Annotated in this window: 6 protein-coding genes; 2 read left to right on the top strand and 4 right to left on the bottom strand. The window is 72.2% G+C overall.

Going from position 1 to position 14,491, the window contains the following annotated elements:
* Nucleotide 1: 1 nt before the first annotated feature.
* Both ACFV9T_RS35710 and ACFV9T_RS35705 read left to right on the top strand, forming a co-directional pair.
* Nucleotides 2–568: a cupin domain-containing protein gene (locus ACFV9T_RS35710; RefSeq protein ID WP_385446680.1), complete on the top strand. Its 567-nt coding sequence runs from the start codon at nt 2–4 to the stop codon at nt 566–568.
* 140 nt (nt 569–708) lie between these two features.
* Nucleotides 709–2,163 carry a glyceraldehyde-3-phosphate dehydrogenase gene (locus ACFV9T_RS35705; RefSeq protein WP_385446679.1) on the top strand — a complete coding sequence of 485 codons (1,455 nt, stop codon included), beginning with the start codon at nt 709–711 and terminating at the stop codon, nt 2,161–2,163.
* On the opposite strand, the gene ACFV9T_RS35700 is transcribed toward ACFV9T_RS35705, so the two are convergent.
* From ACFV9T_RS35700 to ACFV9T_RS35685, 4 genes are all read right to left on the bottom strand, one after another.
* Nucleotides 2,142–10,259, bottom strand: coding sequence for an SDR family NAD(P)-dependent oxidoreductase (locus tag ACFV9T_RS35700; RefSeq protein ID WP_385446678.1), 8,118 nt, complete (start codon nt 10,257–10,259; stop codon nt 2,142–2,144). The two genes, ACFV9T_RS35705 and ACFV9T_RS35700, sit on opposite strands and share 22 nt — an antisense overlap.
* Nucleotides 10,260–10,330: 71 nt before the next feature.
* Nucleotides 10,331–12,553, bottom strand: a complete 2,223-nt coding sequence (locus tag ACFV9T_RS35695) for a family 43 glycosylhydrolase (RefSeq protein ID WP_385446677.1) — start codon at nt 12,551–12,553, stop codon at nt 10,331–10,333.
* A 120-nt stretch (nt 12,554–12,673) separates the two neighbouring features.
* Nucleotides 12,674–13,396 carry an HAD family hydrolase gene (locus ACFV9T_RS35690; RefSeq protein WP_385446676.1) on the bottom strand — a complete coding sequence of 241 codons (723 nt, stop codon included), beginning with the start codon at nt 13,394–13,396 and terminating at the stop codon, nt 12,674–12,676.
* A 73-nt stretch (nt 13,397–13,469) separates the two neighbouring features.
* Nucleotides 13,470–14,465, bottom strand: coding sequence for an aldo/keto reductase (locus tag ACFV9T_RS35685; protein WP_385446675.1), 996 nt, complete (start codon nt 14,463–14,465; stop codon nt 13,470–13,472).
* Between the last annotated feature and the right edge of the window lie 26 nt (nt 14,466–14,491).

Genomic DNA, 14,491 nt, shown 5'->3' with positions numbered 1-14,491 from the left:
CATGCGCAACCAGGACACCGAGCCCGCGCTGAAGATCGCCACGTGGGCGAAGAAGACGCTGAGCCCCGAGCACACCGGGCTGCACGTGGAACACGCCGCGCTGCCGGTCGAGGTGCACGGCACATCGTCGGCCAGCGGGCGCGAACTGGTGACCAACGACGACATCGGCGCCGATCTGATCCGGCTGCCCGCGGGCGCCGGATTCGTCCCGCACACCCACCCCGGCCACCACATCCTCACCATCGTGGCCGGAATCGGCACCATGACCTACGGCGGCCGCATCTACGAGACCCACGCCGGACAGACCCTCCTGATCGAAGGCGGCATCCCGCACGCGGTCGGCGCGATCACCGACCATGTGATCCTCGCCGTCGGCGCGCCGCACAAGCGGATCGGCGCGGACGACCGGATGATCCCGGTGGCGTACGAGGAGGTGGTGGCCGACGACGGCGAGCTGACCTGCCTGATCTGCGGGTCCACGGCCGGTCCGCCGCGCTTCCTGCACTCCGTGGGCTGTCCGCACTGTCCCTGTCGGACGTGTGCGGGCATGCCCGCCGAGCACGGCTAGACATCCCCTGAAGCCGGACCCGCCAGGAGGTGTCGCCGCGAGCCCGGTGGCCCGGCGACACCTCGAGGCCGAACCTCGTGGCTGATCAAAGGTGCAGGCGGGTTACCATATGAGCACCGCCTAGCTCGAAAGATGAACTTGTGACTGTCAACGAGGACTCGTTCACCAACTGGAACACCCGCGAGGAGATCGCGGAGTCGATGATCCCGATCATCGGGAAGCTGCACCGGGAGCGAGACGTCAACGTCCTGCTTCACAGCCGCTCCCTGGTGAACAAGTCGGTGGTCAGCATCCTCAAGACCCACCGGTTCGCCCGGCAGATCGCCGGTGACGAACTCTCGGTCACCGAGACGCTGCCGTTCCTGCAGGCCCTCACCACCCTCGATCTCGGCCCGTCCCAGATCGACATCGGCATGCTCGCCGCCACGTACAAGACCGACGACCGGGGTCTGTCGGTGGAGGAGTTCACCGCCGAGGCGGTGGCCGGTGCCACCGGTGCCAACAAGATCGAGCGCCGCGAGGGACGCGATGTCGTCCTCTACGGCTTCGGCCGCATCGGGCGGCTCGTGGCCCGTCTGCTCATCGAGAAGGCCGGGTCCGGCAACGGTCTGCGGCTGCGCGCCATCGTCGTCCGAGGAGGCGGCGGCCAGTCCGCCGACGACCTCGTCAAGCGCGCCTCGCTGCTGCGCCGTGACTCCATCCACGGCCAGTTCCAGGGCACCATCACGGTCGACGAGGAGAACAGCCGGATCGTCGCCAATGGCAACGAGATCAAGGTGATCTACTCCGACGACCCGACGTCGGTGGACTACACGGAGCATGGCATCAAGGACGCCATCCTCATCGACAACACCGGCAAGTGGCGCGACCGCGCGGGCCTGTCGAAGCACCTGCGCCCCGGCATCGCCAAGGTCGTCCTGACCGCGCCGGGCAAGGGCGACGTCCCCAACATCGTCCATGGCGTCAACCACAGCACCATCAAGCCGGACGAGCAGATCCTGTCCTGCGCGTCCTGCACCACCAACGCCATCGTCCCGCCGCTGAAGGCGATGGCGGACGAGTACGGCGTCGAGCGCGGCCACGTGGAGACCGTCCACTCGTTCACCAACGACCAGAACCTGCTGGACAACTACCACAACTCGGACCGCCGTGGCCGGTCGGCGCCGCTCAACATGGTCATCACCGAGACCGGTGCCGCCTCCGCCGTCGCCAAGGCGCTGCCCGACCTCAAGGCGAAGATCACCGGCAGCTCCATCCGGGTCCCGGTGCCGAACGTCTCGATCGCGATCCTCAACCTCCAGCTCGCGCGCGAGACCACCCGCGAGGAGGTCCTCGACCACCTCCGTGATGTGTCGCTGACCTCGCCGCTCAAGCGTCAGATCGACTTCATCAGCGCCCCGGACGCGGTGTCGAGCGACTTCATCGGCTCGCGCCACGCCTCGATCATCGACGCCGGTGCCACCAAGGTCGAGGGTGACAACGCGATCCTCTACCTCTGGTACGACAACGAGTTCGGCTACTCCTGCCAGGTCATCCGCGTCGTCCAGCATGTGTCCGGCGTGGAGTACCCGACCTACCCCGCCCCGGTGGTCTGATTCCGCCGCCCCCTTCGGGGGGTGGTGCCGAGCGCGGTGAGCCATGCGCGGATGGCCTCGGCTGTCGTCCGCGCATGCGTCTCGGTCATGCTCCAGTGGTCACCGGGCACGTCCACCGTGTCGTACGGCTCCAGCCAGGACGTACGCCACGCGTCGCCGTGTGCCTCCCGCCCGCCGTGGGTCCGCGTCTCGGGCAACCGCTCCGTGGCGCGGACCAGCAGGGTGGGAACACCGGTCGGCCCGGGGCGCCAGCCACGGGTCATGCGGGTGTAGGCCCCGAGCGCGGCCATGGCCATGTCGTCCACGGCCATGTCGAACCGCTCTCCCATCTCCAGGGGGACGCGGGCGGGCATGGCCAGCAGCCAGGGCTCGTCCTCGCGGTCGGGGGTCACGTGGTAGGTGTCCACGATGACGAGACCTGACGGCGGTGTGCCGGTCGGCGCGAGCCGGGCCGCCACCGAGTGCGCGGGGTAACCGCCCATCGAGTAGCCCAGCACGACGTACGGGCGGTCCCCGACCTGCTCTCGTACGGTGGCGGCGTGCAGGTCCACCAGGGTCTCCCAGTCACGCGGGACGGCGTCCCCGTGGGCGACGCCGGGGTGCTGGATCTCCAGGACGTCCCGCTCGCCGCCGAAGAAACCGGCCAGCGTCCGGTACCAGGGCCCGCCGGGACTGGGGGAGAAGCCCGGGAAGCAGACGAGGACGGCCTGTTCGGTACGTTCGTCACGGCTGGCCAGCCTCAGTGGCGCGAGCGCGTGCCGGGCACGGTCGGCACGGTCGAAGACGGGCAGGGCGAGCGAGGCGGTCGTCAGCAGGTGCATCGCCTGGACCACCTCCCCGGTCCGGCACACCCGCCGGTAGAGCGAGGCGAGAGCCTGTGGCGGGCGGGCCGGTGGCGCGTGCGGTGCCGGTGCGGCGGCCATCGGTTCTTCGGGCAGCGCGGGCAGCGCGGGCAGCGCGTGGCCCAGCTCCGTGAGCAGGTGGTCGGCCAGCTCCGCGACGCTGGGCCGGTCGAAGGTGACCGTCGCGGGCAACGGCAGACCGGTGAGCGTACTGAGCCGGTTGCGCAGCAGGACACCGGTGAGGGAGTCGAAGCCCAGCTCGCCGAAGTGGGCGCCGGGGTCCACGTCGGTCGCGTCCGGGTGGCCGAGAACCTGGGCGGCCTCCTCGCGGACCAGCGCCAGCAGGGCGGACGCCCGGTCGGCCCCGGACAGCGAGGCCAACTGGTCCCGCCAGCCAGCCGTGTTCGCGCCGTCGGCCACGGACCGGGCGGCCGGGCGGGGGCTGCGGATCAGCCCGCGAAGTGGCGGCGGGAGGGGCGACCCGGCGGTGCCGGTGGCCTGAGCGGGGGACAGCGGCAGTGGAGCCAGCACCGCTTCGCCCATGCCGAGCGCGGTGTCGAACATCGCGAGGCCCTGTTCGGCGGAGACCGGGCGGACCGGGCCGTGTCCGGCCCGGTCCGTGCGGGCCGCCATCCCGCCGTCCCTGTCCCTGTCCCTGTCCCTGTCCGCGTCGCCTTCCGTGTCCGCCCAGGGGCCCCAGACGAGGGAGAGCGCGGGCAGGCCGAGAGCCGCGCGGTGGAGTGCGAGCCCGTCCAGGAAGGCGTTCGCGGCGGCGTAGTTGCCCTGTCCGGCGTTGCCCAGCAGTCCGGCCGCCGAGGAGAACAGCACGAAGTGCGACAGCGGCAGATCCCGCGTCAGCTCGTGGAGATGCCAGGCCGCGTCCGCCTTGGGACGGAACACGGCCGCGATCCGCTCGGGCGTCTGCGCCTCCAGTACGCCGTCGTCCAGCACTCCGGCGGCGTGGACGACCGCGGTCAGGTCCGGCGCGTACCTCCCCACCACGGTGGCGAGCCGGTCGCGGTCGGCGGCGTCACACGCGATCACGTCCGCCCGCGCTCCCGTCTCTTCCAGCGCGGCCCGTAGCCGCCGCGCGCCCGGTGCCGCCGGGCCACGGCGGCTGATGAGCACCAGATGGCCGACCTGGTGACGGGTGGCCAGGTGCCGCGCCAGCAGCCCGCCGAGAGCCCCGGTGCCGCCGGTGATCAGAACGGTGCCGTGGAGCGGGGCCACGCTGGTGGGGGATGAGGCGGCGGTCAACCGGGGGACGCGTACGGTGCCTTCCCGGACGGCGAGCTGGGGTTCGCCCGTGGCGATGGCGGCGGGCAGCAGGCGCAGCGACTCCGGCCGCCCGTCCACGTCCACGACGGTGAGGCGGCCAGGAAACTCCGACTGGGCGGTGCGCAGCAGACCCCACACCGAGGCGGCGGCCAGGTCCGGCGACGGTGAGGCGGCGTCACGCGTCACCACGACCAGATCGGGTCCGGGGGCGGACAGCCTGGTCCGCAGCAGGTCCAGGGCGCGGGCGGTCAGGGCGTGTGCCTCCGCGACAGGCTCCCCGGAGGGGGCGGCGAGGGAGACGACGACCGGGCCCCCGCCGCCGACGGGAAGGACCTGGCCCACGCCCAGGTCGTCGGGCGCCGCGATGACCGGCGCGGGTACGTCCGGTCCGGGTACGTCCGGTCCGGCTGCGGCCGGGATATCCGTCCACCGGGTGCGGTACAGGGTTCCGGACGCCACGTTCCCGGCTTCCCGGAGCGGCCGGGTGGTGAGCGAGTCGATCCGGAGCACCGGTCGGCCCGTACGGTCGGCGAGGTCGACGGTGACCGTGTCCTCGCCGGTGGCGCGGATCCGCCCCCGTACGGCCGTGGCCCCGTCGGCGAACAGGGTCATGCCGCGCCAGGCGAAGGGCAGCCGGGCGCCGCCACCCTCGGGCGGCGCGGCGAGCAGCCGGGCGTGCAGGGCGGCGTCCAGCAGTGCGGGATGGATACCGTACCGCCGGGCGTCCGCGCCCACCGGCTCCTCCAACACCACCTCGGCGAACAGCTCCTCGTCCCGCCGCCACACGGCCGTCACCCCCTGGAAGGCGGGGCCGTACGCGTAACCGGCGTCCGCCAGCCGACGGTAGGCGCCGGTGAGGTCGACGGGTACGGCGTCCGGGGGCGGCCACGTCGTGGCGTCGGGTGCGAACTCACGGGACCCGGTGGCCGGGCCGAGCCGCCCGGTCGCGTGGTGGGTCCAGGCGCCGAGCGCACCGGAGTCCACGGGGCGGGAGTGCACGTCGGCCGGGCGGCGGCCGGACGCGTCCGGCTCTCCGAGGATCACCTGCGTCTCCACCGGATCGCCCGCGACGGGCAGGACCAGCGGGGCGAGCAGCGCGAGATCCTGCAGCACCTCCGTTCCGCACACGTCGCCCGCGTGGAGCACCAGCTCGGCGAACGCGGTACCGGGCAGCAGTACATGACCGGCGACGACGTGATCGAGCAGCCACGGCTGGTCCACCACGGACAGTCGGCCGGTGCACAGCAGACGCTCGGTGCCGGGCACGGTGGTCATCCGGTCCAGCAGCGGATGGCCGTCGTCCGGCGCGGGCACCGGACCGGTGGCGCCCGGCGCCGGACCGGCGGTGTCGGCCAGCCAGTAGCGCTTCCGCTGGAAGGGGTACGCCGGCAGCTCCACCCGCCGGGCACCGCTGCCCGCGAACACCCGCCGCCAGTCCACCGGCAGCCCGCGCACATGCAGTTGGGCCACGGCGTCCAGAGCCGTGGCCGGTTCCGGCGCGTCGGCCCGTACGGTGGCCGTGCACAGCGGGTCTTCTCCCGTTCCGGCCAGGGCCGCCATGGCCGCCGCGGTGAGCTGCGCGCCGGGCCCGATCTCCACGAAGGCGGTCACCCGCTCGTCGTGGGCCAGCCGGTGCACGACGTCACCGAAGCGCACCGCCTCACGGGCGTGCCGTACCCAGTAGGTGGCGGAGCGCATGTCGTCCCCGACGGCCGGACGCCCGGTGAGTGCCGACACGACGGGGACGCGCGGAGGCTGGTACGTCAACCGGGCGGCGACCCGGCCGAACGCGGCGAGCATCGGCTCCACCAGCGGCGAGTGGAAGGCGTGGGAGACCCGCAGCCGCGTGGTGCGGCGACCGCGCGCGGCGAACCGCGCCGCGACGGTGAGAACGGGCGCCTCCGTACCGGAGATGACGACCGATCGAGGAGCGTTCACGGCCGCGATGGCGACGCTGTCCGGGATATCAGCCAGCGCTTCCGCCACCTCCTCCTCGGAGGCGTCCAGGGCCACCATGGTGCCGCCCGTGGGTAGTTGGCGCATCAGCAGTCCCCGGGCGGCGACCAGCTCGACGGCGTCCGCTTCCGACAGGATGCCGCCGACGTGGGCAGCCGTCAGTTCACCGATGGAGTGCCCCGCCAGGAAATCGGGCCGCACACCCCAGGACTCCAGCAGCCGGAACAACCCCACCTCGAAGGCGAACAGGCCCGCCTGCGAGAAATCCGTCCGCTCCAGCAGGTCGGCGTCCCCGGTGCCCGGCTCGGCCCACAGCACGGTGCGCAGGGGACGCTCCAGACCGCCGCCTTCGTCGAACCGCTCGCACAGGGCGTCGAAAGCCCGGGCGAAGACGGGGAAGGCGGCGTGCAACTCCCTTCCCATGCCGTGTCGTTGAGCGCCCTGCCCGCTGAACATCAGGGCCAGCCGCCCGGCGGACACGGGCGTCGGGACGGGCCCGTCCGTGGCCAGCGTGTCCAGCGCGGTCAGCAGCACCGCACGGTCCGTGGTGGGCAGGGCCGCCCGGTGCGCGAGCGCGGCGCGCGTGGTGGCCAGGGAGAACGCCACGTCGGTCAGGTCTGTTTCGGGGTGTGAGCGCAATCGCGTCGCGATCTGCCCGGCCTGCGCGCGCAGCGCCCGCGGGCTCGCGGCGGAGAGCAGCAGCGGAGGCGACGACGGCACGCGGGCAGGGGCGCCGGGGAGCGGCCCGGGTGTGCCCGTGGCCCGGGCCGCGTCTTCCGGGGCGGCCTCCTCCACGATGACGTGCGCGTTGGTCCCGCTGATGCCGAACGCCGAGACCCCGGCCCGGCGTGGGCTGCCGGGCGCCGGATGCCACTCCTCCTCCCGGGTCAGCAGCCGTACGGCGCCCGACGACCAGTCCACCTGGGGCGACGGCTCGCCGGTGTGCAGGGTGCGGGGCAGCCGCCCGTGGCGCATGGCCAGGACGGTCTTGATGACCCCCGCGACCCCGGCGGCGGCCTGGCTGTGCCCGATGTTCGACTTCAGCGCGCCCAGCCACAGCGCCCGGCCGCCGGTCCGGCCGGGGCCGTAGGCGGCCATCAGCGCCCGGGCCTCGATGGGATCGCCGAGCGCGGTACCCGTGCCGTGGGCCTCGACGCCGTCGATGTCGGCCGGGGACAGTCCCGCGTTCGCCACGGCCTCCCGGATCACCCGCTCCTGGGCCGGGCCGCTGGGCGCCGTCAGCCCGTTGGACGGACCGTCGGAGTTGACGGCGGAGCCACGGAGGACGGCCAGTACGGGATGGCCGTTGCGGCGGGCGTCGGAGAGCCGTTCCAGCAGTACGAGACCCACTCCTTCACCCCACCCCGTGCCATCGGCCGCCGCCGAGAACGGCTTGCACCGGCCATCCGGCGCCAGGCCCCGCAGCCTGCTGAACGCGATGAACGGGCTGGGAGTCGCCATGACGGTGACGCCTCCGGCCATGGCCAGTGAGCACTCTCCGGACCGCAGCGCCCGCGCCGCCCAGTGCATCGCCACCAGCGACGAGGAGCAGGCGGTGTCCACGGTCACGGCGGGCCCGCGCAGGCCCAGGGTGTAGGCGACGCGGCCGGATGCCACGCTGCCCGCCGAGCCCAGCGCGAGGTGGCCCTCCAGTTCGTGCGGGCCGTGGTGGATGAACCGGCCGCCGTAGTCACCGTGCATGACCCCGGCGAAGACCCCGGTGTCGCTGCCGCGCAGATCTGCCGGGTCGATACCGGCCCGCTCCAGAAGCTCCCAGCCGGTCTCCAGCAGCAACCGCTGTTGCGGGTCCGTGGCCAGGGCCTCGCGCGGGGACATCCCGAAGAAGGCGGCGTCGAACTCGGCTGCCCGGCGCAGGAAGCCACCCCGCCGGGTGACGGAGGTGCCCAGCCGGTCCGGATCGGGGTCGAAGAGCCCCGTCGTCGCCCAGCCACGGTCGGTGGGGAAGTCCGAGGTCGCGTCCGTCCCCTTGGTGAGCAGCCGCCACAGGTCCTCCGGCGCGTTCACGTCCCCGGGGTAACGGCAGGCCATGGAGACGATGACCACCGGGTCCTCGCGCTCCTCGGCGGAGGTACGAGGCGTTACGACCGTCGCCGCCCCGGCCGTGTGCGCCGCGTGTGCCGTGTGCGCCGTACCTTCGCCGAACAGCGCGGTGAGCAGCTGGTCCGCCACATCGGCCGGTGTCGGCCGCTCGAACACCAGGGTCGCGGGCAGGTCGAGACCGGTCGCCGCGCCGAGCTGGTCCCGCAGCAGTACGCCGCCGAGGGAGGCGAGCCCGAGCGCGGTGAAGGGACGGTCCGGCTCCGGACCGGGTTCGGGGACGCCGGACACGCGGGCCGTGGCGTCGAGGACGAGGCGCAGCACGGCGTCGTACCTGCCGCCCGGAGGCAGCGGCAGCAGCCGTGTCCGCAGTGCGGCCGAGGCGGACTCGCGCGCCGTGGCCAGGCGCTCGGAGAGCTGTCGTACGAGGCCCGCCCGGAGGATCTTGCCTGAGGAGGTGCGGGGTACCGAGCCGGTCTCGTACACCTCGTCGGGCACCTTGAAGTCCGACAGCCGCTCCCGGCAGGCGGCCAGCGCCCGCCCGGTGTCGACACCGCCGGACCCGGGGACGGGGACGACGAAGGCGATGGGCACCTCGCCGAGTACATCGTGCGGCCTGCCGACGACGGCCGCGTCGGCGATGTCGGGGCAGCCGAGCAGGACCTCCTCCACCTCGGGCGGGTTGATGTTCTGGCCACCGCGGATGATCAGTTCCTTGAGACGGCCGGTGACCCGGATACCGGAGTGCGGCAGGCGGCGGCCGAGGTCCCCGGTGCGGTACCAGCCGTCGTGGAAGGCCCGGGCGGTGGCCTCGGGGCGGTTGTGGTAACCGAGCATCAGATTGGGGCCACGCACCCACAGCTCGCCCTCGCCGCCGTCGGCCACCTCGTCCCCGGTCGTGGGATCGGCCACCCGTACGTCGACGCCCGGCAGCGGCAGACCGTTGGAGTCGTCGGTGCGGAACCTGCCGAACCCATTGACGGTGATCTTCCCGCAGGCCTCGGTGGAGCCGTAGCCGTCGAACAGCGGCGCGCCCAGCAGTTCCTCGGCCTCCGCCCGCAGCGCCGGGGGACACGGAGCGCCCCCGGTGGCGCACAGGCGCAGGCCGGGCAGCGGCCGTACCCCCTTGCGTACGGTGTCCAGCAGCAGGTGGAAGGTGGCGGGCACGCCAGCCAGAATGGTGAACGGCCGCTCGGCGAGGGCCCGCGCGACGTTCGCGCCCCGGTCGAGGAGGTACGCGCTCGCTCCCACCGAGACCACCCCCAGCAGGCACAGCGAGTGGGCCATGGCGTGGTGCAGCGGCAGCGGCCACAGCAACCGGTCCTGCCGCTGGAGGCCGAACCGTGGCACGTAGCCCGCCGCCACCGACCACAGGGCGCCGCGCTGGCTGGAGACCACGCCCTTGCGCTCGCCGGTGGTGCCCGAGGTGTAGAGGATCCACGCCGGTTCGTCCAGACTGAGGTCGTCCCGGGGCGGGACGCCCGGATCCGTACCGGCCAGCGCCTCGAACAGGGCCGCTCCTGTGGGGGCATCGCCGGGTAAGCGGTCCGTGGCCGCCACTACGACCGTCACGCGCGGCGGGCCGTCCACGGGCCGGGCGATGCGCGGCAGCAGCGCCTCCTCGGTGATGATCGCGGTCGCGCCGCTGTCCTCGAGGAAGTACGCCAACTCCGCGTCCGTGGCCCGTGGATCGAGCGGCACCCCTACCGCCCCGGCCCGCAGCACCGCCAGGTAACTCTCCACCATCTCCACACGGTTGCCCAACGGGAGCGCCACCCGATCGCCGTGCCGCACACCGAGCCGCGCCAGGTGGCCCGCCAGCCGTCCGGTACGTTCCTCCAGCGCCGCGTACGTCACCGCCCGCCGGGAGTCCTCGAACGCTGTGCTGCCCCCCGCCCGCCTCGCGTGCTCCGCCAGGACGCCGGGCAACGCACGGATGAACTCCCCACGAACCTCCGCCATCCCCACTCCTCCTGCTGAAACGGGCGCAATGTGACTTACGCACCGTACCCGGCGGAGTGGGGGAATTAGCGTCAGCGGCGGCGCAGCGGGTCGATCGACTCCAGCGTCGGCACCACCGGCTTGATGGTCCCGTCGGCCGCGAACTCCATGCGGTCGAGGGTGGTTTCCCGGTGCGTACCGTCGCCGCCCGCCGTGCCGGGGCCGCCCACGGCGAACCGGTGGTAGGCCATGTACCACTTGTCCGTGCCGGGGACGTTGACCACGGAGTGGTGGCCCGGGCCCTTGATCCCGTAGTCGAGGCGCTTGGAGAGGATCGTGCCCCGCTTGGTCCACGGCCCCATCGGCGACGCGCCGGTGGCGTACGCGACGTGGTAGTTCTCGCTGCCGGTGTCGTCCTCGGACCACATCAGGTAGTAGGTGCCCTTGCGTTTGACCACGAAGGAGCCCTCCCGGAAGTTGTCCGGGGTGAACTTCCGCATCTTCGCGGGGGCGTACGACGTCATGTCGTCGTTCAGCGGCACCCCATACGCCTGGCCGTTGCCCCAGTACAGATAGGCCTGGCCGTCATCGTCGGTGAACACCGACGGATCGATCATCTGGCCTTCCAGCTGGCCCTTGGGCACCAGCGGCTTGCCCAGGGCGTCCTTGAAGGGCCCGGCGGGGGAGTCGGCCACCGCGACACCGACCTGCTGTTCGGCGCAGAAGTAGAAGTAGTACTTGCCGTCGCGCTCGGCCATCGCGGGCGCCCACGCGTACTTGTCCGCCCAGCTCACATCCGGGCCGAGGTCCAGGATCACCCCGTGGTCCTTCCAGTGGACCAGGTCCTTCGAGGAGTAGGCCTTGAACTTGGTGCCGCCCCAGCCACGGAAGCCGTCCGTCGTGGGATAGATCCAGTAGCGGCCGTCGGCGTACTGGATGTCCGGGTCGGCGTTCAGTCCGGGCAGGATGGGGCTGCGCATCGGCACGGCCTCGACGGTCCAGTCACGCGTCGTGCCGTCGGCGGACGTCAGCGTGTACGTCCGGGGCTTGCGGAAGTCCCGCCGGGTGCCCGAGGGCGGGCTGAGGGTGGCCCCGGCCGGGAGCGCGAAACGGGGCGCCAGCCGCCGCAGATCGGCCTTCGGGTCCATCGGCAGGACGGCCTTGCGGCTCGCCTCGGTGACGATGGCGTACCCCTTCTGGCCCTTCGCCGTGACATCGGCGGGCGCGGCCTCGGACGCGGGGTAGGTGCGCAGCAGCCGGTCGTACTCGGCCTGGGTCACGGGCAGCACCGTGCCGTGCCGGGGGCTGGCGGGCAGCTGGTAGTTCGTGGACGGAGTCCACTTGCCCGAGCTGAGGTCGGTGGTCTCGAAGGGGATGTAGCCACGGCCGCCGAACTCGTCGATGAACAGATACCACTTGTTCTCGGTGTTCGACTTGAAGATGGTCGGGCCCTCGCCGCGGTCGATCGCCTCCTTGCCGATGCAGTCGGAGACGAAGTCGTACGAGGTGTCCGTCAGTGAGGTGGACTTCTCCGCCGTGATGAATTTCGAGCAGGGCGTGCCGGAGGAGGGATCGCGCTCGTCCTTGGTGAAGCGGTAGTAGGCGCCCTTGTCCTTGATGACGGTGGAGTCGATGACCGAGTAGCCGGGGTCGTTCCACACCTTGGGCTCGCTGAAGGTGCGGAAGTCCTTCGTGGTCGCGTACAGCATCTTGTTGTACGTCGAGCCCGTGTGGTTCGGGTCGTCCTCGGCGTAGAGCTTCGACGCCCAGAAGACGACGTACTCACCGAGCTTCTCGTCGTAGTACGCCTCGGGCGCCCAGGTGTTGCCCGCGGTGTCCGGGGACACCTTGACGAGGCGCTGGTCGGTCCAGTTGACGAGGTCCTTCGACTCCCACACCATGATCGACTTGCTGCCGGTGCGCTGCACCTGGTCCCAGCTGCCGCTGCTGTTCTTGTACATCCGCAGATCGGTGGCGATCAGAAAGAATTTGTCGCCCTTGGGGGAGCGGATGACGAAGGGGTCGCGCAGGCCCTTCTCGCCGAGGCTGGAGGTGAGGACGGGCTTCCCGGCGTTCAACTCCCGCCAGTGCAGCGGGTCGTTGCCACGGCTGAGCGCCATCCGTATCTGTTCGCCGTCGGCGGTGCCCTCACCGGTGAAGTAGGTAAAGACATACCCGGCGTACTCGGGCTTTGACCGTGCTTCGGACTCCGCTCCGCTCAGCGCGGGGCTGGGCGGAGCGGTGAAGATGCTCGTCACCAGCGTGAGCAGGGCGAGCAGTGGCACAAGGAGCATGCGGGTTGAGCGGGGACCCATGACACATCCTGTGGGAGTCTGGTGCATTCTGTTGTGGTTGCACCGGAGTGTGTCCAGTGGGGACCCGGTGCGTCAACGGTGTGTGGCCCCCTCGGCCCGAGCGAAAGTTTCGACGCCCCCTCAGCCCGCCGACGTACCGCCGAGGCCCACCGGGGCAGCGTCGACGGCCGGTGGCAGCCGCCGCCACTTGCCCCGGTGGGCGTGCTCCAGCAGGACCGGATCGTCCCCCACCACGACGGGGTGCCCCACCTGGCGCAGCAGGTCCAGGTCGGAGGCGTGGTCCCCGTACGCGTGGCAGTCCTCGGCGCGCAGTTCCCGCTCCCGCAGCACCCCGGCCACCGCCTCGGCCTTCCCCGCCCCGATCCGTACCTCGTGGACCTCGCCGGTGTAGCTGCCGCCGGAGACCTCCGGCACCGTGCCGAGCGCGATGTGCGCGCCCGTGTACCGGGCGATCGGGTCCAGTACGGCCGAGAAGGAGCCGGAGACCAGGACCACCAGATCGCCCCGCTCCTTGTGCACCCGCAGGGCCAGCAGCGCCGGGGGATGGAACAGCCCCCCGGCTGTCATCCCGTCGTCGAACCACTGCTGCCCGGCGGCGGCCACCTCGGCCACCCGGTGGCCCGCGAACAGCCCGTAGTAGGCGCGGTTGGACGCCGCCCGGCCACCGGGGCCCGCCGCGATGTCCCGCAGGGAGGACACCGCGTCGTCGGCCGCCGAGTCGGGGCGGCCGAGCCAGCGGTAGTAGTCGCGGAGGAACGAGAGCATGCTCTTGCGCGTGATCAGCGTCTCGTCGACGTCGAAGAACGCGGCGCCGCGCGCCGTGGTCGCCTGGGCCGGGGTCATCGCGAAGTTCCTTTTCTGCCGGAGCGTTTCCCGGTCGCGGAGGCCGCCGCCCCCGCGACCGGGATGTGGCGGATCAGTAGCGGGACCCCACCGGGTCCGGTACGGCGTCCAGCTCGGCCAGGTCCGCGTCGCTCAGGCGGATCGCGGCGGCGCCGGTGTTCTCCTTCAGATAGCGGGAGTTCTTGGTGCCGGGGATCGGCACGACGTGTTCTCCCTGGGCGAGGGTCCAGGCGATGGCGACCTGGGCGGGCGTGGCGCCGTGCCGGGCGGCGACCGTACGGACCACCTCGACGATGCGGGCGTTGGCCGCCAGCGCGTCGTCCTGGAAACGGGCGTTGGTCTTGCGGAAGTCGCTGTCCTCGAACTGGTCGGGGCTGACGTACGCGCCGCTGAGGAAGCCCCGGCCGAGCGGGGAGAACGGGACGAAGGTGACGTCGTTCTCGGCGCACCAGCCGACCAGGTTCTCCGCGCTGGGCAGCCCCTCCAGCTCGTCACCGGGGCGGCCGAGCGGGCCACGGGTCCACAGCGACAGCTCCGACTGGATGGCGGCGACCGGGTGCTGCCGATGTGCCTCGGCGGCCTGCGCGATGCTCACCTCCGACAGCCCGAGCCGCCGCACCGTGCCCGCGGCGACGAGGTCGGCCATGGCGCCCCACGTGTCGGCGAGCGGCACCTCGGGGTCGACCCGGTGCAGATAGAGCAGGTCGATCACATCGGTGTCCAGGCGGGCGAGGCTCGCCTCGACCGCCGCCCGCACCTGCGCGGGGCTGCCGTCGCGGTGCATGGCGCGGGTGGCCAGATCGTCCACCACAAGACCGCACTTGGTGGCCAGCACCACGTCGTCGCGGCGCCCGGCGAGGGCCCGGCCGAGCAGCCGCTCGTTGTGCCCGTCCCCGTACACGTCCGAGGTGTCGAGGAAGGTCACGCCGAGGTCGAGGGCCTCGGCGATGACCCCGACCGAGGTGTCGTCGTTCCGCTGCCCCTCGGCGTACCCCCAGCTCATGCCCATGCAGCCGAGGCCGATGGCGCCGATGGAGGGCCCGCTGGCGCCGAGCTTGCGCTGTTCCATGTGTGTCCTTGTCTCCTTCGATCTGT

Source organism: Streptomyces sp. NPDC059850, from assembly GCF_042731515.1.
In the GTDB taxonomy this organism is placed as follows: Bacteria; Actinomycetota; Actinomycetes; order Streptomycetales; family Streptomycetaceae; genus Streptomyces.
Note: the sequence above shows the minus strand (reverse complement) of the source record. Positions and strands in the feature narration are given on the sequence as shown.

What these genes read in the sequence shown, in the direction of transcription:
- ACFV9T_RS35690 (WP_385446676.1), bottom strand. Translation starts at nt 13,396, where the DNA reads ATGACCCCGGCCCAGGCGACCACGGCGCGCGGCGCCGCGTTCTTCGAC.
- ACFV9T_RS35695 (WP_385446677.1), bottom strand. Translation starts at nt 12,553, where the DNA reads ATGGGTCCCCGCTCAACCCGCATGCTCCTTGTGCCACTGCTCGCCCTG.
- ACFV9T_RS35700 (WP_385446678.1), bottom strand. Translation starts at nt 10,259, where the DNA reads ATGGCGGAGGTTCGTGGGGAGTTCATCCGTGCGTTGCCCGGCGTCCTG.
- ACFV9T_RS35710 (WP_385446680.1), top strand. Translation starts at nt 2, where the DNA reads ATGCGCAACCAGGACACCGAGCCCGCGCTGAAGATCGCCACGTGGGCG.
- ACFV9T_RS35685 (WP_385446675.1), bottom strand. Translation starts at nt 14,465, where the DNA reads ATGGAACAGCGCAAGCTCGGCGCCAGCGGGCCCTCCATCGGCGCCATC.